Below are 20,271 nucleotides of genomic sequence, written 5' to 3' on the forward strand. Positions count from 1 at the left end.
TGGACAAATGGTGGCAGAGTGGCCGACATGGATGATCGGGTAGCGGGTGCCCTGTCACTCCCCGACGACTGGCCCGCCCACCCGGACCTCAGCCTCGCCCTGAACCGTATGGGCAGCTTCGACTGGGATCTCGACACCGGCCTCATGCACATGGACCAGCCCGCCCTCGACGTGTTCGACCTGACGGCGGACGAGTACGACGGCGGGCCGGACTCGCTCGCGCCGCGCGTGCCGACGGACGAGGCGCAGCGCCTGGACGCGATGGTCTCGCACGCGCTCAAGAGCGGCCGCACCAACTACGGCGCCTACTTCCGCATCCAGCGGCGCGACGGCTCCCTGCGCTGGACGCACACCCAGGGGTTCGTCCGCCGGGACGGGACCGGCCGCCCGCGCCGCATCATCGGGATCGTCCGCGACGCCACCCAGGAGCTGGCCGACTCCACCGCCCGGCGCGAGCTGGACGACGAGCGCCGCCAGCGCACCAGCCTGGTCGAGGGCACCACCGCCGCACTGGCCCACGCCCGTACCGTCAAGGACGTCATCGCCGTCCTCAAGAACTCCCAGGGGCTCGCCCACCTCGGAGCCACCAGTCTCGTCATGGGCCTGCTGGAGTCCGGCCGCATCCACCTCGTGGCCGACGGGCCCGAAGACGCGTACGTCCCCGGTACCCGCTACACCCGGGTGGACGAGCCGTACCCGATGAGCGAAGTGGTCCGCACGCTGGCCCCGCGCTTCATCGAGTCCGCCGACGACTTCGCCGCCTCCTACCCGATCCTGTGGCCCAGCATCAGCCACCTCGGGGTCACCTCCGCCGCCTACATGCCGCTGATCGCCCAGGCCCGGCCGATCGGCGCGCTCGGCCTCCTCTACCGGGGCAAGGGGGGCTTCACCGCCGACGAACGCAATCTGCTGATCGCGCTCGGCACCTCGATCGCGCAGAGCCTCCAGCGCGCCATGCTCTACGAGCAGGAGCACGACCTCGCCGAGGGCCTCCAGCAGGCGATGCTGCCGCGCCGGATCCCGGCCGTGCCCGGGGCGCAGGTCGCCGTCCGCTACCGCTCGGCCCGGCTCGGCCGGGACATCGGCGGCGACTGGTACGACCTGATCCCGCTGCCCGGCGGCCGGGTCGGAGCCGTCATCGGGGACGTCCAGGGGCACGACACCCACGCCGCCGCCGTCATGGGGCAGCTCCGGATCGTCCTGCGCGCGTACGCCGCCGAGGGCCACAGCCCCGCCACGGTCATGGCGCGCGCCTCTGTCTTCCTCCACGAACTGGACACCGACCGCTTCGCCACCTGTACGTACGCCGAGGTCGACCTCACCACCGGCGTCGTCCAGGTGGTCCGCGCGGGGCATGTCGACCCACTGGTGCGCGACGTGGACGGGAGCTGCCGCAGGATGCCCGCCGAGGGCGGCCTGCCGCTCGGCCTCTCGGCGGAGTTCGGCCGGCTGGAGTACCCGGTCGGCACGGTCGAGCTGGACCCCGGACAGACGATGATCCTGTTCACCGACGGCCTCGTCGAACTGCCGGGCTCCGACCTGGACGAAGGCATGCAGCTGCTGACCGAGCTCGTCTCCAACGGTCCCCGGGACCTGCAGAAACTGGCCGACCGGCTGTGCGAGGCCGTCGACGGGCGCGGCGGCCAGGACGACGTCGCCCTCCTGCTGCTGCGCCGCCGGGCCGCGCACGCCCCGCAGCCGGGCGGCCGCCTCCAGCAGCACGTCGCCCAGAACGACCCCGAGGCGCTGAGTTCTTCCCGGCACATGATCCGCGCCGCGGTCCGGGCCTGGGGGGCGAAGGACCGGGCCGACGAGATCGAGCTCGCGGCCGACGAACTGATCACCAACGCCCTCATGCACACCGACGGCGGCGCCGTCGTGACCATCCGGGTGCTCGCCGGAACCGAGCGGCGTCTGCGCGTCGACGTCGAGGACCGCTCCAGCGCGCTGCCCCGGCGCCGCGACGCGGGAGAGGCCGGCGTGTCGGGCCGCGGCCTGATGCTGGTCGACCGGCTGGCCGACGTCTGGGGCGTGGAGTCGCGGGGCAGCGGCAAATGCGTGTGGTGCGAGTTCCTCATCCCGGCGCGCTGACATAACACTGCGTAATCCGTCAGTGCTTGACCGTGGCCGTGGGCAGGGGATTGACTGCGGGGTGCCGACCGCACCCCGACCCTGCCGCTTCCGACGACATGAGGCCCCCCGTTGGGTACCGAGCTCCTCGCCCCGCTCGATCTCGCTTTCTGGCACCTCGAAACGGACGCGCACCCGATGCACCTGGGCGCGCTCGCCGTCTTCGCCCCGGCGCCCGGCGTCGGTCCGGAGCGGATCCTCGGCCTGCTCGCGTCCCGCGCGGCCGCGATCCCCCGGCTGCGCATGCGCGTGCGGGACGTGCTGCTGCCGGTCGGCGGCAAGGCGTGGACGGTGGACAAGGACTTCGACGTGCACCGGCACGTCGAACGCGTCGTCGTGGACGACGGCGATTTCATGACGGAGGCCGCCCGGCTGGCCGGCGAACTCATGGAGCGGCCGCTCGGGCGCGGGCGGCCGCCCTGGCGGATGTACCTCCTCGGCGCTCGGAACGGCGGGCCCTTCGCCGTCCTGGTCAAGCTGCACCACGCCCTGGCCGACGGGATGCGGGCGGTGGCCATCGGGGCCGGGATCTTCGACGAGATCGCCGCCGTCACCAGCGCCCGCCCCGCCGTACGGGGCCGCCCCGCCGTCCCGCCCCGCTCCTGGCTGCCCGACCCCCGGGAGATGGCGGGCATGGCGATCGGGCGGATCGGCGAGGTCGGCCGGGCGCTCGGCGTGGGGGCCTCCGTCGTGCGCGCCGGCCGCCTCGACCTGCGCGGCACGACCGCCTTGACCGCGCCCTCCAGCGGCACCCGGCGGCTGGCCACCGCCGACCTGGACGCCGGGGACCTCCAGCGGATCCGGCGTGCCGAGGGCGGCACCGCCAACGACATCCTCCTCGCCGTCGTCGCCGGGGCGCTGCGCCGCTGGATGACCGGGCGCGGAGAGCGGCCGCCGGCCGCCGACCCGCGCGCCCTGGTCCCCGTCTCCCGGCGCCGGCCCGGCGGGGCCACCGCCAGCGGCAACCGGCTCTCCGCCTATCTCCTCGGCCTGCCGGTCACCGCCGCCGACCCGCGCGAGCGGCTCCGGGCCGTGCGGAGCGCGATGGACCGCAACAAGGCGGCGGGCCCCCTGAAGGGCGCCGGAGCCGTCGCCGTTCTCGCCGACCAACTGCCACCGCTGGCCCACCGGTTCGGCGCACCGCTGGCGGCCAACGCCGCCCGCCTGCTGTTCGACGTACTGGTCACCAGCGTGCCCCTGCCCCGCTCCGCGCTCTCGCTGGGCGGCTGCCCGCTGACTGCCCTCTACCCCATGGCGCCGTTGGCCCGGGGCCAGTCCCTGGCGGTCGCCCTCGCCACCTACGGCGGGCGGGTGCACGTGGGTCTGGTCGCCGACGGCAAGGCGCTGCCCGACCTCGAACGGCTCGCCGCGGCGGTCGAGGAGGAGTTCGCGGAGCTGTACGCCGTCGTCACCGGAGGGGACCGCTCGCCGGTGGCCTGACAGGCGGCACCCCACCGGCTGCGGCAGGCTGGAACCATGCCCGAACTGCCCGAAGTCGAAGCCCTGCGGGTCTTCCTCGACGACCACCTGGTCGGCAAGGAGATCGCCCGCGTCCTCCCGCTGGCGATCAGCGTCCTGAAGACGTACGACCCGCCGCCGGCCGCCCTGGAAGGCGCGGCCGTCACCTCGGTCGCCCGGTACGGCAAGTTCCTCGACATCGAGGCGGGCGGGCTCCACCTGTGCACCCACCTGGCACGGGCCGGCTGGCTCCGCTGGAAGGACTCCTTCCCGGCCGCCCCGCCCCGCCCCGGCAAGGGGCCCCTCGCCCTGCGCCTGGTGACCGCGGACGGCGACGGCTTCGACCTGACCGAGATGGGCACCAAGAAGCGCCTCTCGGTCCACCTGGTCCACGACCCCGCCGACGTCCCCGGGATCGCCCGCCTCGGCCCGGACCCCCTCGCCGACGCCTTCGACCGCGACGCGTTCGCCGCACTGCTCGCCGGGGAACGCCGCCAGATCAAGGGCGCGCTGCGCGACCAGTCGCTCATCGCGGGCATCGGCAACGCCTACAGCGACGAGATCCTGCACGTCGCGAGAATGTCCCCGTTCAAACGGACCGCCGACCTCGACGAGGACGACGTCACCCGCCTCCACACCGCGCTGCGCGACACGCTCAAGGACGCCGTGGCCCGCTCAGCCGGAGTGGAGGCGGGGAAGCTGAAGGCCGAGAAGCGGAGCGGGATGCGGGTCCACGGGCGTACCGGAGAGGACTGCCCCGTCTGCGGGGACACCGTCCTGGAGGTCTCCTTCAGCGACTCCTCGCTCCAGTACTGCCCCACCTGCCAGACCGGCGGCAAGCCCCTGGCGGACCGCCGGCTCTCGAAGTTCCTGAAATGACCGGACGAGCGGACGCCCGCCGCGCCGCCGTCCGCGCGGACGGCCGCCGCCGAGGGGGCGCCCCGCGGTCCGCGCACGGGCCGGACCGGCCGGACACCCCCTAAACTCCGGCCTCATGCTGCGCGTACTCGCCGTCGACGACGAACAACCCGCCCTGGAGGAACTCCTCTACCTCCTGCGCGCCGACCCCCGTGTGCGCAGCGCCGAGGGCGCCACCGGAGCGACCGAGGCGCTGCGCCGCATCGGCGGCGCGGTGGACGCGGGACCCGAGGACCCGGCCGCCATCGACGTCGTCTTCCTCGACATCCACATGCCCGGCCTCACCGGACTCGACGTCGCCCAGCTCCTCGCCGGATTCGCCGCGCCCCCGCTCATCGTCTTCGTCACCGCGCACGAGGGCTTCGCCGTCCACGCCTTCGACCTCAAGGCCGTCGACTACGTCCTCAAACCGGTCCGCCGCGAACGCCTCGCCGAAGCCGTCCGCCGCGTCGCCGAACAGGTGGGGGAGCGGTCCGCGCCGGTCCACGACAGCGCGGGCGACCAGATCCCGGTCGAGCTCGGCGGTGTCATCCGCTTCGTCCCCGTCGACGAGATCGCGTACGCCGAGGCACAGGGCGACTACGCGCGCCTGCACACCGACAATGGCAGCCATCTCGTCCGCATCCCGCTCACCACCCTGGAGGAGCGCTGGCGCTCCCGCGGCTTCGTCCGGATCCACCGCCGCCACCTCGTGGCGCTGGGCCGGATCGACGAACTGCGCCTGGACGCGGGCAGCATGAGCGTGCGCATCGGGGAGGCCGAGCTCGCCGTCAGCCGCCGCCACACCCGCGCCCTGCGCGACCTCCTGATGCGCCAGGGCGGCCGCTGACCTGGGCCCTTCCGTCCGGGCCGGGGCCCGGGAGAGATCCGTCATCCCTTCCCAGCACGGCCCGCCGACGCCTACACTCCGAGCCCATGTCCGCAGAGCCATCGCCCCGGCGCCACGTGGTCACGGGGGAGCCGCGGCGGGTGCGCCCGCTGCCCCGCTACCGCACCCAGTCGGAGATCGACGAGCAGACCGCCCTCGGCGGGGCGTACGTGCGCTCGCTGATGCGCGGCCAGCTGCGCGCCGGGCTCACCGTCTTCGGCGTGCTCGCCCTCGTCGCGGGGACCCTGCCGCTCCTCTTCGCCGCGCTGAACAGTTCCGCCCTGGTCTGGGCGGTGCTGGGCTTCGCCACCTACCCGCCGCTCACCCTGGCCGCCTGGTGGTACGTCCGCAGGGCCGAGCGCAACGAACGCGACTTCGCCCGGCTGGTGGAGGGCCGCCCCGCCCCGTGAGCGCCCCCGCCCCCGCGGCCTCCTGGGTGGCCGTCGCCCTCGTCGTCCTCGCCACCGTCCTCGTCGGCGGCTTCGGTCTGCGCATCTCCCGGACGACCTCCGACTTCTACGTCGCCTCGCGCACCGTACGGCCCCGCCTCAACGCCGCCGCGATCAGCGGCGAATACCTCTCCGCCGCCTCCTTCCTCGGCGTCGCCGGGCTGGTCCTCCTCCACGGCCCCGACATGCTCTGGTACCCGGTCGGCTACACCGCCGGATACCTGGTGCTCCTGGTCTTCGTCGCGGCCCCGCTGCGCCGCTCGGGGGCGTACACCCTGCCGGACTTCGCCGAGGGCCGCCTGGAATCGCGGCAGGTCCGCCGGCTGGTCAGCGCGCTCGTCGTCGGCGCGGGCTGGCTCTACCTCGTGCCCCAGCTCCAGGGCGCCGGACTCACCCTCAAGATCCTCACGGGCGCTCCGGGCTGGCTCGGGGACGTGCTCGTCGCCACCGTCGTGACCGCCGCCGTCGCCGCCGGCGGCATGCGCTCCATCACCTTCGTCCAGGTCTTCCAGTACTGGCTGAAGCTCACCGCCCTCCTGGTCCCCGCCCTCTTCCTGGTCCTCGCCTGGCAGGGCGACGGCCGGCCCCGGGTCAGCTTCGACGACCAGCTCGCCGTCTTCCGCGGCGACCATCCGCTGTACGCCACCTACGGGCTGATCGTGGCGACCTTCCTCGGCACCATGGGCCTGCCCCATGTCGTCGTCCGCTTCTACACCAGCCCGAACGGCCGCGACGCCCGCCGCACCACCGTCGCCGTCCTCGCCCTGGTCGGCCTCTTCTACCTGCTCCCGCCGGTCTACGGCGCTCTCGGCCGCCTCTACACGCCCGAGCTGCGCCACGGAGGGGACGCGGACGCCGCCGTCCTGCTGCTGCCCGCCCGCCTCATCGGCGGACTCGGCGGCGACCTGCTCGGGGCGCTGATCGCCGGCGGGGCGTTCGCCGCGTTCCTGTCCACGGCCTCCGGGCTCACCATGGCCGTCGCCGGAGTCATCACCCAGGACGTGCTGCCCGCGCGCGGGGTGCGCCACTTCCGGCTCGCCACCGTCCTCGCCATCGCCGTGCCGCTGGCCGGGTCCCTGCTGGTGAGCCGGGTGCCGGTGGCCGACGCGGTGGGCATGGCCTTCGCCGTCTCGGCCTCCTCCTTCTGCCCGCTGCTCGTCCTCGGCATCTGGTGGCGACGGCTCACCCCGCCGGGGGCCGTCGCCGGTCTCCTGCTGGGCGGCGGCTCCGCCCTGCTCGCCGTGGCCATCACCGTCAGCGGCTCCGTACGCCCGCCGGGCTGGCCGCACGCCCTGCTGGCCTGGCCCGCCGTCTGGTCCGTCCCCGTGGGGTTCCTCGCGATGATCCTGGTCTCGCTCGCCACACCGGGACGGATACCCCCGGGCACCAACGCCGCCATGACCCGCTTCCACCTCCCCGAGGCGCTCTCCTCGGGCCGGTCCGCCGGGAGGGAGGGATGACCGGGGCGACCGTCGCCGTGGTGGTGGTCCTGGCCGCACTGCTGCTGGGGGCCGGTTTCCGGCTGGGCCGCCGCACCTCCCGCCCGCTGCGCCCCAGTGACGTCGGCACGCCCGTCGAGCACGCCACGTTCGAGACCCTGCACACCGCGTCGCTGGCCGCCCCGCCGCTGCGGGCGGGCCTCACCGAGGAGAGCGCCCGGCGTGCCGCCCGCCGGCTGCGCTCCCTGCTCGGCACCGACGCGCTCTGCCTCACCGACCGGGACCGGGTGCTGGTCTGGGACGGCGCCGGGCAGCACCACGGCAAGGACGTGATGGGGCACCTGAAGGTGCTGCTGGACACCGGCCGCGGCACCGCCTTCGACAGCGGCTGCGACGACCTCGACTGCCCGCTGCGCTGGGCCGTCGCCGTCCCGCTCACCGTGGAGAACCGGGTCCTGGGCGCGCTCGTCGCCTACGCCCCGCGCGAATCGGCGGTGCTGGCGCGGGCCGCGGGGGAGGTGGCGCGCTGGGTCTGCGTCCAACTGGAACTGGCCGAACTCGACCGCTCCCGCACCCAGCTCATCGAGGCCGAGATCAAGGCGCTGCGGGCGCAGATATCGCCGCACTTCATCTTCAACTCGCTCGCCGCGATCGCCTCGTTCGTCCGGACCGACCCCGAACAGGCCCGTGAGCTGCTCCTGGAGTTCGCCGACTTCACCCGCTACTCGTTCCGCCGGCACGGTGAGTTCACCACTCTGGCCGACGAACTGCACTCCATCGACCAGTACTTGGCGCTCGTCCGCGCACGCTTCGGCGAACGCCTCGCCGTCACCCTCCAGGTCGCCCCCGAGGTGCTGCCGGTCGCGCTGCCGTTCCTGTGCCTCCAGCCGCTGGTGGAGAACGCCGTCAAACACGGCCTCGAAGGCGCCGCGACCCGCAGCCGCATCACCATCAGCGCCCTGGACGCCGGCTCGGAGGCCGAGGTGGTCATCGAGGACGACGGGACCGGCATGGACCCCGAACGGCTGCGGCGGATCCTGCGCGGCGAGGGCGACGCCTCCACCGGCATCGGCCTGCTCAACGTGGACGAGCGGCTGCGCCAGGTCTACGGCGACGACTACGGCCTCGTCATCGAGACCGGAGTCGGGGCGGGCATGAAGATCACCCTGAGGCTCCCCAAGTACCGTGCTGGGGTGCATGGTTCGTGACCCCGCCCGACGTACGGCCGTATCTGTCCGAGCATGCCCCGCGGCGCGCGGGCCCGGACCTCGACGCCCGAGCCGGCCGGGGAAGCCGGGCCTCAGCACAGGTGTACGGCCAGATGCCCCAGCGGCAGCCCCAGCTGCCACGCGGGCGTCCAGACCCGGACCTCCCGGTCGCCCGACGGGCCGGCCGCGAAGTCCCCGGGAGCGGACCCGATCGCGTCCAGGTCGGCCGCGAGCAGTTCGGTTTCCTCCAGCCAGCGCCAGGCCGCCCGTGCCAGCTCCAGATCGGGGTCGCCGGGCTCGGCGCGCCGCCCCGCCTCCGCCAGCCGCTCGCGGATCCAGGTGCGCCAGGCGCACTCGTACGCCGTCAGCGTCCGCAGCTCGTCGACCCGCGGCTCGGGCAGGGCGTGGAGCGCCGGTCCGTTCCGGGCGAACTCGCACAGGAACATCGTCAGCGCGAGCGCGTCGCGCCCCGCCCGGAACTCCGGGGTCGTCGGCTCCATCAGCTCGCCGGTCCGCAACAGCTCGTCGGCGATGTACTCGGTGGCAAGCCAGGCCATCGGTACCCGGAGCCCGTTCCCACCGGCCCCATCCGTATCCTCGGGACGCATCCCCTCTCGCCTCTTTCCTCGCTCGGTGCCGGGCTTCACGCAGCATTGAACCGGGGGCGGGCGTCCCGCGTGGGCAGAAGGTGAGGATCGCCCAGGAGATACGAGGCTGCCGATGAGTGCCGACCCCGGCGACGACCCGCATGTGCGCCTGCTGCTGGGCGCTTACGTCCTGGACGCCCTGGACGCCGAGGAGACGGGCCGGGTCGCACGCCATCTCCAGGGCTGCGACGGCTGCGCCCGGGCCTATGTGGAGGTCGCCGACGCCTCCGCCCTGCTGGCGCTGCTCCGGGTGGAGGACCTGCGGGAGTAGCCGGGGAGCGTGCGGGAGAGGACCCGCAGGGCGTAGTAGGAGCGGGACTTGACGGTCCCGGCGGGGATGCCGAGTTCCGCGGCCGTCTCGCCGACGCTCAGCCCGCGGAAGTAGATCTGCACCAGCACCGCCCGGTGCTCGGGACTGAGGGTGCGGACGGCCTCGCGTACGTCCAGGGCGCGGACGGCCGAGTCCGCGGGGTCCGGGGCGGCCGGAGTGCTCCCCAGCGCCGTGTCGCTGACCTCGGCCGGACGGGCCTGGCGGGAGCGCCGGGCGTCGATGGCGAGGCGGCGGCCGACCGTGAACAGCCAGGGCCGCATCGAGTCGTAGGGCGCGTCGAAGACCTCGGGGTGCTGCCAGGCGCGTACGAGGGTCTCCTGGACGAGGTCCTCCGCCCGCTGCCGGTCCCCGAAGGTCAGGCCGAGGAGGAAGCGGAACAGGGCCGGGCCGTGTTCCCGCTGCAACTCCGCGAGGGTCCGCTCATCGGTCGTCGTGGTCTTCATGAACGCCCTCTCCCGCCGAGGCCCCTGACGGCCTCGTTGCCGACGGGCGTATCCGAACGCATTCGGCGGCGCGGGAACAGACGGTGCGCCGAGGTGTGCGACGAGCGGTCGCTCAGTGCGGCGAATGGTGCGGTGAACGGTCGAGGGGCCGTCGGAGTCGGCCGGTACGACCAGTTCAGCTAGGTATACGGCAATGCTCCTTGCTTACACGATATGAAGATATGTGTAGTCGGATGGTCGTAATCATCCGAACGTGGAGTCGAGCAGATGACGCAGCGCATCCGACCGGGCACCGTGGCCGCCCTCGCCCTCCTGCTCGCCGCGACGGCCGGCTGCGCCGGGCCGCAGCCCACGGCCCCCGGACCGGGCGGACCGCCCGCCGCCCGGGGCGCGGGGGGCCAGAAGGCGGACGGGCCCCGCCCGTTCACCCTTCTCGCCGCGGGCGACGTCCTGCCGCACTCCTCCGTGATCGACCGGGCCGCCGCCGACGCGGGCGGTCAGGGCTACGACTTCGCCCCGATGCTGGCGGGCGTCGCCCCCGTCGTCTCGGGCGCGGACCTGGCGTTCTGCCACATGGAGACGGTGTACGGCAAGGAGGGCGGCCCCTACACCGGCTACCCGAGCTTCAAGTCGCCGCCCGAGGTCGCCGCGGCCCTGCGCGCCACGGGGTTCGACTCCTGCTCCACCGCCTCCAACCACACCCTCGACGGCGGGGCCGAGGGCGTCCGGCGCACGCTCGGGGCGCTGGACAGGGCGGGCATCCGGCACGCCGGCTCCGCCCGCACCGCCGCCGAGGCCGCCCGGCCCACGATCCTGCCGGCCGGGCCGGGGAAGGGGGCGGCCAAGGTCGCCCACCTCGCGTACACCTACGGCACCAACGACATCCCGCTGCCCGCCGGCCGGCCCTGGACGGTGAACGTGACCGACGAGCGCAGCATCGTCGAGGAGGCCAGGGCGGCCCGTCGCGCCGGTGCCGACGTCGTCGTCCTCTCCGCCCACTGGGGCACCGAATGGCAGGACGAGCCCGACGCGGAGCAGCTGGAGCTGGCCCGGCGGCTCACCGCGTCCGCCCACGGGGGCCGCCCCGACATCGACCTCATCATCGGCACCCACGCGCATGTGCCGCAGGCGTACGAGAAGGTCAACGGCACCTGGGTCGTCTACGGCATGGGCGACCAGATCGCCGGAGCGATGATCAACCACGACGGCGTCCAGGACCCGCGCGGCAACCAGAGCTCGATGGGCCGCTTCACCTTCGCGCCGCCCGCGAAACCCGGTGAGCGCTGGAAGGTGGAGAAGGCGGAATTCGTCCCGCAGTGGTACGACACCGCCACCGGGCGTGCCGTCAACCTCAACGCCGCCCTGGGCGACGGGGCCGGGTGCCTCCGTGAGATCCGCGACCGCATCCGTACCGTCGTCCTCGGCCGGGGGGCGGACAAGGACGGGCTCAGGATGGGCGAATAGCGGTCGGCGGCGGGGCCTCTGGGGGATGTCGTGCCGGCCAGGCCGCGGTGAGCGCGGCGTGCTCGGGAGAACCCCTACGGCACCACGGTGACCGGCCAGCGCCCGGCCTTCACCAGGCGCACGGCCACCGAACCGATGAGGCGGTGCCCTGCCGACTCCGACGCCCCGACCACCACCGCGTCCGCCTTCAGCTCGTCGGCCGCCGTGACCAGGCCGTTGTAGGGGTCGCCCCGGAAGGTGTGGAACTCCCAGCGCATGTCCCACGCGTCACTGAAGCGTTCGGTCGCCTCGCGGATCTCGGTGACCAGGCTGTCCGCGACCTCGCCCGTCACGTCTCCGAACGGCACGCCCAGCGCGGCGCCCGCCGGCATGACCGGCTGGACGTACACCAGTGCCAGCATGGCGTTCTGCCGGCGAGCGAGCCCGGCCGCGTAGGCCGCCGCGCGCATCGACGAATCGGAACCGTCGAGCCCCGCGACGATCACCTTGGGGCCGTCCGTGCCGCGTTCGAACCGGTGAGGCTGCTGCTCTGTCACGGCATCGAGGCTATCGGCTCGGCCCCGAGGGGAGGCTCCGGGACATCGACGGCTTCCACGGAGATGAACATACTGCGTCGATCGGGTACAAAACGGGCGACGTTCGGTGTCGGCGTCCGGGGCGGGCCTCCGACCGTGCGAGCAGTTGGCCATGAGACGTGATCCCCCCCGGCCCGAGCGCCGCACCGCGCTGAGGGTCGCCCTCGGCCTCGGAGCCGCCACCGCCGTGCACCTGATCGCCGCCGATCCGGCGTCGACGCCCAGCCGCTCCGCACCCGTCGCGGACACCCCGCCCGCAGCCGCCGCCGGGCCCCCGGCGAACGTCCGCCGCCGCCCCTCCCCGTACCGGCTCGACCCCATGACCGCGAACACCCCGCCCCGGTTCAGACCGGGCAGGCCGCCCGTGCGGACCCGGCCCTTCGAGCACCTCCCCGAGCTGGGCCACTCGATGGTCCTCAGCTTCGACGACGGCCCCGACCCGCTCTACACCCCGGACATCCTGGCCACCCTGCGCGAACACCGGGTCCGCGCGATGTTCTTCGTCTGCGGGGAGATGGCCGACGGCAACCCGGACCTGTTGCGCGAGATGGCCGACGACGGGCATGTGGTGGGCAACCACTCCTGGTCCCACCCGCTGATCCCGAACCTCTCGCGCGCCGGGATCCGCGACGAGCTGGGACGTACCAGCGAGGTGCTGGACCGGACGCTCGGGGCTCCGCCGCTGTGGTACCGCGCCCCCTACGGCGCGTGGAACCGCAACTCCTTCGAGATCGGGGCGGACCTGGGCATGGAGCCCATGGCCTGGACCGTGGACACGCTCGACTGGAAGACGCCGGGGACCGGAACGATCGTTCGCCGGGTGCTGGACGGAGCGGCGCCCGGCGTCGTCGTCCTCTCGCACGACGCGGGCGGCGACCGCTCGCAGAGCGTGGCGGCGCTGCGCCGCTATCTGCCCCGGCTGCTGCATTCCGGCTACCGCATCACGGTGCCGCACCGCGTCTGAGCCGGGGAGCACGTGCGCACGGCTGTGCCCGGCCGGGGGTCCGAGGCCGGTGGTCACCGGGAGACGGCCGTGCGGGACGTGCGCCGGTCAGCGGGTGTCGACCAGCCGGGCGAAGACCACCACGTTGCCGTCGTAGCCGCCCGCCTTGGAATAGCCGCCGCCACAGGTGATGACCCGCAGCTCCGCCTGACCGGTGTCGCCGTAGACCCGGGGGCCGGGGAAGTCGTTCTTCGAGAAGACCTCCACCCCGTACACCTCGAAGATCCCGACCCGTCCGTCGTAGCGGGTGACCTCGACGCGGTGCCCCTTCCGCAGCGAGCCCAGGCCGTAGAAGACTGCGGGCCCGGACATGTTGTCGACATGGCCGACGACCACGGCGGTGCCGCGCTGGCCGGGGGAGATGCCGTTCTGGTACCAGCCGGCGAGGTTGGGGTCCTCGGCGGGCGGGGCGTCGATCCACCCGTTGGCGTCCAGGTTGACGTCGATGATCGGAGCGTCCACGTCGATGGCGGAGATCTTCACCCGGGAGGCCGGGGCGTACGGCAGCGGCTGCACCCCCTCGCCCTCGGCCGGCGGCGCCGCCGTCTCCCTGCCCGGGTCCAGCGCGGCCGCCGCCGCGGGCTGCGGGGGGCCCGCCTCCCCGAACTCCGTGCCGTTGCGCATGAGGGCGAGGCCGCTGAGCATCACCAGGGCGATCGCACCCCAAGGCACACGTCTGGTCCGCTCGACGCCAGCGTAGTCCCGGCCCATGGCTCTCCCTTCGTCGCGACGCTGTGAACGTTAGGCGCGCCGCGTCCGGGCGGCGATCAGAGAAGGGCGAACGGGTGGCACCGGGACGGGGAGCTGCCGGACGACGGCCCATCGGAGTAATGAGCGGATAAAAGTTCTGACGCTCTGTGACCTGCGGCTCCGTCAGGTGCGGGGGTTTTCGTACGGCGTGTCGCGTCACCGGGGTGGCGCAACGCCGAAGTGCGATCCACGCGTCCGCTGGTGAGTGTTCGTCATGGGAGGCGTTCTCGTCGATCCAGCCCGGGGGACGAGCCCTCGGGGCGTTTCCCGCTGGAGGTTCACACGATGCGTGCTTCACGCGCTCTCGCGGTCACCGCGACCGCTTTCGCGGCCGTCGGGCTCGCGGCCCCCATGGCCGCCGCCACCAACGGTCCGAGCAACATCACCGTCAACCCGTACTCGGTCCACCAGGGCGCGACCATGAAGGTCACCGCGCAGGGCTGCGGTCACGGCGGCAAGGTCTGGTCGAACGCGTTCCCGACGACCGAGCTCTCCGCGGGCAGCACCGGGTACGCGAAGGCGCACATCCGTCACAACGCCACGCCGGGGCACTACAACCTCTCCGTGAAGTGCAGTGACAACAGCCGGATCGAGACGCACAAGTTCACCGTGCTCGCCGGCAACGGCGCGCAGGGCGGGCTCGGCGGCTCCATGGGCCCGAGCTCGGTGGAGATGCAGGTCGGCGGCGGTCTGGTGGCCGCCGCGGCCGTCGGCGGCGCGGTCTTCCTCGTCCGGCGCCGGCGGACGAGCCATGCGGCGTTCTAGGGCGTCGAACCTCCCGCCCGGCCCGATACGCCCGTCGCCCCGAGTCCTGGATCAGGACCCGGGGCGACTGCCGTGCGCCGCATGGCGGCGGTCAGTGACGGCGGTCGGTGGAGCGGCGCCGAGCGAAGTAGAGGGCGCCCGAGGCCGCGGCGACCACCAGGGCCGCGCCGGCGGCGAGCTCCACCGTGTCGGTGCCGCCCGAGCTTCCGCCGAGGCCGCCGCGCACGCCGCCCGGCACGAGGGCCGTGGAGCTGGCGGTCGGCACCGTGGTGGGTGTCGGGGTGCTCGTGGCGCCTCCGGTGATCGTCAGGTTGACGTTCCGGGAGGTGCCGGTCGAACCGCACGCAAAGGTCACCGCGTAGACAGCGCCCCGTCGGGCGCCCGTGTCGATGGTGGCGGTGGCCGTCGTGCTGCCGCTCGGAATGGTGACGGTGTCGAAGATGCCCGAGCTGACGGTCGTCTCGCCCGTGCAGCCGCCGGCGCCGAGGGTGACCCGGCCGCCCGGTGCGATGACCGACGGAGCGATGGTCGGGTTGAACGTGCTGGCCGCCCCGTCCGGCGCGGCGTGGGCGGCGGGCGGGGCCAGCAGCGTCAGGGCACTGGCGCCGAGCAGGGCGAGCGGTGCGACACGTATCGCGCGCATGGTGGATCCTCCGGTTCCCCGAGGGGCAGCTGCGGAACCAATTTCCACATAGCAGGAAAAATGCACCTCGATGCCCGACACGCTAAAAGGGGGCCCCGCTACCCGCGATCGGGGTCCGGCGAATGGGTCAGAGGAGTCCCCCGACCGGCCCACCGGCCGGGGGCGGGGCCTCAGCGGGCGGCCCCCGGGAACATGTCGAGGAAGGGCTCGGCGGTGGCCGAGATACCCCGGCCGAACGGCGCGTCGAAGTCCCAGATCAGAAAGAGCAGGAAGGCGATCAACGCGCTGAACAGGCCCGCCAGGAGCAGTTCACGGAACGTTCTGCGGATCTGGAGGGTGAAGATCAGCCCCACGGTCACCAGCGCCCCGATGATCAGCCCGAACCAGACCACCCCGGGCATCGTCGCGCCGGCGTTCTGCCCCCTGGAGCTGCGGGCGTCGTCCGCCGCCGCCACCTGGTCGACCAGTGGCTGGTACGCCTGCCCCTCGTGGTCGTTCCTGGGGACGTAGTCGGTGACGTCCGCACGCACCCGGTCCAGCAACCGGGTGCCGCGCTCGGTCAGCGTGTTCCGCTCGGACATCGCCTTCCACTCGTCGTGGACGACGTGACGGACATAGGCGTCGACGTCAGCGCGGATGCGGTCGCGGACCTCGGCCGGGTAGACGGAGGCCCGCGCCTGGATCTCGTGCAGCGCCTGCGCCTCGACGCGTACCGACTCCTGGGCGGCGCTGCGCCCTTCCCAGACCCCGGCGATGGCGAGCCCCAGGACGATCGCGTAGACCACACCGATCATCATCGTCATGTACTCGATGACGTCGGGCGTCTCGGACGGGTCGTCATCATCCCCGATCCGCCGGTTGTTCAGGATGGCGATCGTCAGGACGACCGCGCAGGCGGAGGCCATGGCAATGCTCAGTACGAGCCATTCGGACATGCGTCTCTCCTGGTCAGCGGGATGACCGCGGCCGCAGCACGGCGACGGCGAACACCGCCGGGGCGGTGATGAGCAGCGTCAGGGACACCAGCGAGGGGCCGCTTCTCGGCTGTTTGCGGGCGGGTTTGCGGTACGACGGCAGCGCGACGGGCCGGGGGGCCGGCGGTTCGGCCCGCACCGGGGGCTTCGGTGAGGGGGAGGAGGCGGGCGACGGCTTCGGCGGCGGTGCCGGTGCGGGCGGGGGAGGCGGTGGCGGGGGAGGCGGTTCAGCGGCCACCGGTGGCGGCGGGGGAGGCGGTGGGGGCGGTGGGGGCTCCGGAGGTGGCGGTGGCGGTGGCGCGGGCGGCGGCTCCGGTGGTGGCGGAGGCTCCGGCGGCGGCTCCGGTGGGGGCGGCGGTGGTGGCGGCTCCGGGGGCGGCGGGGGCTTCGGCCTGGAGACGGCGACGCAGCTCCCGTCGCCCGCCACGGCGACCGAGGAACTGCCGTCACCCCGCCCGATCGTGGCCACCGCGCAGGAGTCGGCGGTCGCGGGCAGGGGTACGGCTGTCAGCCAGAGGAGTGCGGCGGCGGTCGTGAGCCGCGCGATGCGTGATCCGTACACGTCGGGGAGCATGATCGACGCCGCCGGTGGACACGCGGTACCCGTGGGTGATTCGCCTGATCGTGCGAACAATGGGCCATTCGTGTTTGCGCGGTGCTTCCGACCCGCGGTAAGCGTGTCCCCGGGCTTCACGCTGTTTCGGCCCGAGAAGTGGCCGGTTAGTTGCTCTCCTGGCCGAAAGTGCGGTGGATGGCGTGCCGGCGAAGGGATTCGCCATTCGAACACCCCGGATGTGCCGAGCGGCGACCGTCGACAGTCCGCGCCCCACGCCCTTCGCGGGCCGGTGCCGAGGCGGGCGGCGCCGACCGGCGGGGAGCCTGCGGCGCCTGGCGACCCGTTTCCCCGGCATTCCGAACGCGTCGGCGCTTCCCTCGTTATGGCGAGCCCCGCGAGCAATCCCCCAGGAGCTCCAAGTGGCCCCGAACGACCGGGAAACGGCGTCCGGGGTGCCGGTCCGTCGCTGTACGCATACGCGCAGCGACGGATTCGCCGTGGATGCCACCGGAGTGTGACCAATAACGGATCGCGAATTTCCGTTTCCACTCGCTCTCTTGGCGGCCGGTCAGTAGCCTCTGGTCAACACTGACCATGAACATGGCCGGATCGCCGTGGCGACTTGTTGGAGACATCGATGGAGCGTCCCGCCTGGGCACCGCAGGGCATTGACATTTCGGTGCCGAGCGTGTCTCGCATGTACGACTTCTATCTGGGCGGATCGCACAATTTCGAGGTGGACCGGGAAGCCGCGCGCAAGGCCATGGAGTTCCTCCCGGGCCTTCCCAAGATCATGCAGGCCAATCGCGCCTTTATGCGCCGGGCCGTCCGCTACGCCGTCGACTCGGGCATCGACCAGTTCCTGGACATCGGCTCCGGCATACCGACCTTCGGCAACGTCCACGAGGTCGCCCAGGCCGCGGACCCCGGGGCCAAGGTCGCCTACGTCGACCACGACCCGGTCGCCGTCGCCCACAGCCAGGCCGTACTGGAAGGCGACGACCGCACGGTCGTCGCCGCCGCCGACCTGCGCCGCCCCAAGGACATCCTGACGAACCCGGAGGTCACCGGACTGCTCGACCTGGACCGCCCGGTGGCCCTGCTGCTGGTCGCGGTGCTCCACTTCGTCGAGGACGCCGACGACCCGCGCGGCGCGGTCGCCGAACTGCGCGAGTCACTGGCCCCCGGCAGCCTGATCGTCCTGACCCACGCCTCGTACGAGGGCATTCCGCGGTCCAGGGAGGAGGCGGCCGGCACGGTCGGCGTCTACCAGAACATCCGCAACCCGCTGGTCATGCGTTCGCGCGAGGAGATCGCCCAGTTCTTCGAGGGCTGTGGGATGGTCGAGCCGGGGCTCGTGCCGATGCCCGCGTGGCGGCCCGACACACCGCAGTCGCCGGAGCAGGAAGACCCGTACGCCTTCTCGGGCTTCGCAGGGGTTGGGCGCAAGGCGTGAGCATTCCCGCCCAGTCGTCCGGGGAGCCGGACGCGGAACCTGACGGCCCGGAAGGCCGCCTCCGGAGATTCGCCAGAATCTGGAGCAGGGCCATCTTCCCCCTGACGGCCACCTCCCTCACCCGCCCGGAGTTCGAACAGCATCTGCTGCCCCTGGCACGCGAGCTGAACGGCATCCTGCACGCCCACCCCTTCGACGCCTCGCCCGCCCAGCGGACCGGCGCCGCCCTCGTCGACGCGCACTGCACCGACCCGGACGCCCTCAGTTCCACGCTCGGCGTCGTCGACTCCTACCTCGTCCTGTACTGCGGCGGCAACGGGCCCGGCACGCTGTCCACCGAGGACGGCCGGGCCCGCTGCGCGCGGATCCAGCACACCCTCGCCGCCGGCTTCACCGCGGCCCTGCGCGAGCGCACGCTCGCCGAGCAGGAGGCCATCGCCCGCTCGGCGCTGGCCGCCCGCTCGCACGCGGAGCAGGCCCTGCACGCGACCGAGGCGCGGTTCCGCGCCGTGTTCAAGGACGCGGCCATCGGCATCGGCATCGCCGACCTGGACGGCAACATCCTGGAGATCAACGACACCCTCACCAGGATGTTCGGCGGGCTGGAGCACCACGTCCGCAGTCACAAGGTGAACGAGTGGGTCCACCCCGAGGACTCCCCCCAGGTCTGGAAGTACTACGACGAGCTGGTGCGCGGCGAACGCGACCACTACCGGGTGGAGAAGGCGTTCTACCGCAACGACGGCACCGTCCTGTGGACCAACCTCACCGTCTCGCTGCTGCGGGACTCCGAAGGCCGCCCCGAGTACCAGCTCGCGCTGATGGAGGACACCACCGAGCGGCGGCTGCTGAATCTGCGGCTGCGCTACGAGGCCACCCACGACGCCCTCACCGGACTGCCGAACCGGACCATGTTCTTCGAACGCCTGGAGAAGACCCTCGCCGCCAAGGAGGGCGTCCGCTTCGGCCTCTGCTACCTGGACCTCGACGGCTTCAAGGCCATCAACGACAGCCTCGGCCACGCCGCCGGCGACCGGCTCCTGGTCGAGGTCGCCGACCGGCTCCAGAGCTGCGCCACCGCGCGCGGCGAGATGGTCGCCCGGCTCGGCGGCGACGAGTTCGTCGCGCTGACCACCGGCCCGGACAGCGCCGACGAGGTGGACGAGCTGGCCGGCCGCATCCTGAACGCGCTCGCCTCCCCGATCCGCCTCGACGGCCGCGAGCTGACCGTCCGAGGCTCGATCGGCGTCGTCGAGGGACCCTCCGGAGAGCGCAGCGCCGCGGAGGTGCTGCGCAGCGCCGACATCACGATGTACCGGGCCAAGGCGGCGGGCGGCAACCGCTTCCAGCTCGCCGACGCCGAGGCCGACGCGCGCGTCATCACCCGGCACGGGCTGACCACCGCCCTCCCGGCCGCCCTGGACCGGGGGGAGTTCTTCATCGAGTACCAGCCGCTCGTGCACCTGGGCGACGGCAGCGTGCACGGCGCCGAGGCGCTCGTACGGTGGTGCCATCCGCAGCACGGGGTGCTCGGCCCCGACCGGTTCATTCCGCTCGCCGAGCACACCGGGCTCATCGTGCCGCTCGGCCGCTGGGTGCTGGAGGAGTCCGTACGGCAGGCGAACTTCTGGCAGGAACGGCACACCGACGGAGGACCGCTGCGCATCAACGTCAACCTCTCGCCGACCCAGCTGCACCACCCGCACCTCGTCGCCGAGACGGTCGACGTGCTGGAACGTTCCGGTCTGGAGCCGGGAGCGCTCTGCCTGGAGGTGACGGAGTCCGCCCTGATCGGCGCCGAGGACGACCTCCTCAAGCCGCTGCGGCAACTCGCGGAGATGGGCGTCGACATCGCGCTCGACGACTTCGGCACCGGCTACTCGAACCTGGCGAACCTGCGCCGGCTGCCGGTGAGCGTGCTCAAGCTGGACCGCTCCTTCACCCAGGGCATGCAGCAGCACCCGGCCGACCCGGTCGATCTGAAGATCGTCGAAGGCATCGTGTCGCTGGCCCACAGCCTGGAGCTCGCCGTCACGGTGGAGGGCGTGGAGACGGCCGCCCAGGCGGAGCAGCTGCGCCTGTTGGGCTGCGACACCGCCCAGGGCTGGTACTACGCCCGCCCCGGGGCTCCGGACCGCATCCACTCCCTGCTGCTGGCGGACGCGGTCTGACCGTGGCCGCGGCGCCCCCGGGC

Annotated in this window: 19 protein-coding genes; 13 read left to right on the plus strand and 6 right to left on the minus strand. The window is 73.0% G+C overall.

Annotation, left to right across the window (positions count from 1 at the left end):
• The first annotated feature begins 27 nt into the window (after positions 1 to 27).
• The 7 genes from ACIQMU_RS09345 to ACIQMU_RS09375 all read left to right on the plus strand — a co-directional run bounded on the left by ACIQMU_RS09345 (position 28) and on the right by ACIQMU_RS09375 (position 8,470).
• Positions 28 to 2,091, plus strand: coding sequence for a SpoIIE family protein phosphatase (locus tag ACIQMU_RS09345; protein ID WP_352238663.1), 2,064 nt, complete (start codon positions 28 to 30; stop codon positions 2,089 to 2,091).
• A 111-nt stretch (positions 2,092 to 2,202) separates the two neighbouring features.
• Positions 2,203 to 3,570 carry a wax ester/triacylglycerol synthase family O-acyltransferase gene (locus tag ACIQMU_RS09350; RefSeq protein WP_402688556.1) on the plus strand — a complete coding sequence of 456 codons (1,368 nt, stop codon included), beginning with the start codon at positions 2,203 to 2,205 and terminating at the stop codon, positions 3,568 to 3,570.
• 36 nt (positions 3,571 to 3,606) lie between these two features.
• Complete coding sequence (locus ACIQMU_RS09355; protein ID WP_352238661.1) at positions 3,607 to 4,467, plus strand: DNA-formamidopyrimidine glycosylase family protein; 861 nt, start codon at positions 3,607 to 3,609, stop codon at positions 4,465 to 4,467.
• Between the two features lie 115 nt (positions 4,468 to 4,582).
• Positions 4,583 to 5,335: a LytTR family DNA-binding domain-containing protein gene (locus ACIQMU_RS09360; RefSeq protein ID WP_352238660.1), complete on the plus strand. Its 753-nt coding sequence runs from the start codon at positions 4,583 to 4,585 to the stop codon at positions 5,333 to 5,335.
• 86 nt (positions 5,336 to 5,421) lie between these two features.
• A complete protein-coding gene (locus ACIQMU_RS09365; protein WP_352238659.1) occupies positions 5,422 to 5,784 on the plus strand; it encodes a hypothetical protein in 363 nt (120 codons plus the stop codon).
• Positions 5,781 to 7,283 (plus strand): cation acetate symporter, encoded by a 1,503-nt coding sequence (locus ACIQMU_RS09370; protein ID WP_352238658.1) that lies wholly within the window; start codon positions 5,781 to 5,783, stop codon positions 7,281 to 7,283. Before ACIQMU_RS09365 ends, ACIQMU_RS09370 begins: the two co-directional genes overlap by 4 nt.
• Positions 7,280 to 8,470, plus strand: coding sequence for a histidine kinase (locus ACIQMU_RS09375; protein ID WP_352238657.1), 1,191 nt, complete (start codon positions 7,280 to 7,282; stop codon positions 8,468 to 8,470). The genes ACIQMU_RS09370 and ACIQMU_RS09375 overlap by 4 nt, the downstream gene beginning before the upstream one ends.
• Positions 8,471 to 8,562: 92 nt before the next feature.
• Here the strand turns inward: ACIQMU_RS09375 and ACIQMU_RS09380 are convergent, their stop codons facing one another.
• On the minus strand, positions 8,563 to 9,078 hold the full coding sequence (locus ACIQMU_RS09380; protein ID WP_352238656.1) for a hypothetical protein: 516 nt from the start codon (positions 9,076 to 9,078) through the stop codon (positions 8,563 to 8,565).
• Positions 9,079 to 9,190: 112 nt separating this feature from the next.
• On the opposite strand from ACIQMU_RS09380, the gene ACIQMU_RS09385 reads away from it, so the two are divergent.
• Entirely contained in the window at positions 9,191 to 9,388 is a 198-nt protein-coding gene (locus ACIQMU_RS09385; protein ID WP_352238655.1) for a zf-HC2 domain-containing protein, read from the plus strand.
• On the opposite strand, the gene ACIQMU_RS09390 is transcribed toward ACIQMU_RS09385, so the two are convergent.
• Entirely contained in the window at positions 9,322 to 9,891 is a 570-nt protein-coding gene (locus tag ACIQMU_RS09390) for a sigma-70 family RNA polymerase sigma factor (RefSeq protein WP_352238654.1), read from the minus strand. The two genes, ACIQMU_RS09385 and ACIQMU_RS09390, sit on opposite strands and share 67 nt — an antisense overlap.
• A gap of 267 nt (positions 9,892 to 10,158) precedes the next feature.
• On the opposite strand from ACIQMU_RS09390, the gene ACIQMU_RS09395 reads away from it, so the two are divergent.
• A complete protein-coding gene (locus ACIQMU_RS09395; RefSeq protein WP_402688557.1) occupies positions 10,159 to 11,355 on the plus strand; it encodes a CapA family protein in 1,197 nt (398 codons plus the stop codon).
• 74 nt (positions 11,356 to 11,429) lie between these two features.
• Here the strand turns inward: ACIQMU_RS09395 and ACIQMU_RS09400 are convergent, their stop codons facing one another.
• The gene (locus ACIQMU_RS09400; protein WP_352238652.1) at positions 11,430 to 11,891 is read right to left on the minus strand and encodes a universal stress protein; all 462 of its coding nucleotides are present in this window, start codon (positions 11,889 to 11,891) and stop codon (positions 11,430 to 11,432) included.
• A gap of 151 nt (positions 11,892 to 12,042) precedes the next feature.
• Between ACIQMU_RS09400 and ACIQMU_RS09405 the strand changes: the two genes are divergently transcribed.
• Positions 12,043 to 12,894, plus strand: a complete 852-nt coding sequence (locus ACIQMU_RS09405) for a polysaccharide deacetylase family protein (RefSeq protein WP_402688558.1) — start codon at positions 12,043 to 12,045, stop codon at positions 12,892 to 12,894.
• Between the two features lie 87 nt (positions 12,895 to 12,981).
• On the opposite strand, the gene ACIQMU_RS09410 is transcribed toward ACIQMU_RS09405, so the two are convergent.
• The gene (locus ACIQMU_RS09410; RefSeq protein WP_352238650.1) at positions 12,982 to 13,644 is read right to left on the minus strand and encodes a class F sortase; all 663 of its coding nucleotides are present in this window, start codon (positions 13,642 to 13,644) and stop codon (positions 12,982 to 12,984) included.
• A 324-nt stretch (positions 13,645 to 13,968) separates the two neighbouring features.
• Between ACIQMU_RS09410 and ACIQMU_RS09415 the strand changes: the two genes are divergently transcribed.
• The gene (locus ACIQMU_RS09415) at positions 13,969 to 14,448 is read left to right on the plus strand and encodes a hypothetical protein (protein ID WP_352238649.1); all 480 of its coding nucleotides are present in this window, start codon (positions 13,969 to 13,971) and stop codon (positions 14,446 to 14,448) included.
• A gap of 91 nt (positions 14,449 to 14,539) precedes the next feature.
• On the opposite strand, the gene ACIQMU_RS09420 is transcribed toward ACIQMU_RS09415, so the two are convergent.
• Entirely contained in the window at positions 14,540 to 15,091 is a 552-nt protein-coding gene (locus ACIQMU_RS09420; RefSeq protein ID WP_352238648.1) for a hypothetical protein, read from the minus strand.
• Between the two features lie 170 nt (positions 15,092 to 15,261).
• Positions 15,262 to 16,026: a DUF4239 domain-containing protein gene (locus ACIQMU_RS09425; RefSeq protein WP_352238647.1), complete on the minus strand. Its 765-nt coding sequence runs from the start codon at positions 16,024 to 16,026 to the stop codon at positions 15,262 to 15,264.
• A 1,232-nt stretch (positions 16,027 to 17,258) separates the two neighbouring features.
• On the opposite strand from ACIQMU_RS09425, the gene ACIQMU_RS09430 reads away from it, so the two are divergent.
• Together ACIQMU_RS09430 and ACIQMU_RS09435 are read left to right on the plus strand one after the other, a co-directional pair.
• A complete protein-coding gene (locus tag ACIQMU_RS09430) occupies positions 17,259 to 18,077 on the plus strand; it encodes an SAM-dependent methyltransferase (RefSeq protein ID WP_352238646.1) in 819 nt (272 codons plus the stop codon).
• Positions 18,074 to 20,248, plus strand: coding sequence for an EAL domain-containing protein (locus ACIQMU_RS09435; RefSeq protein WP_352238645.1), 2,175 nt, complete (start codon positions 18,074 to 18,076; stop codon positions 20,246 to 20,248). The genes ACIQMU_RS09430 and ACIQMU_RS09435 overlap by 4 nt, the downstream gene beginning before the upstream one ends.
• Positions 20,249 to 20,271 lie beyond the last annotated feature (23 nt).

Source organism: Streptomyces sp. NPDC091649 (assembly GCF_044756785.1).
Lineage (GTDB): Bacteria > Actinomycetota > Actinomycetes > Streptomycetales > Streptomycetaceae > Streptomyces.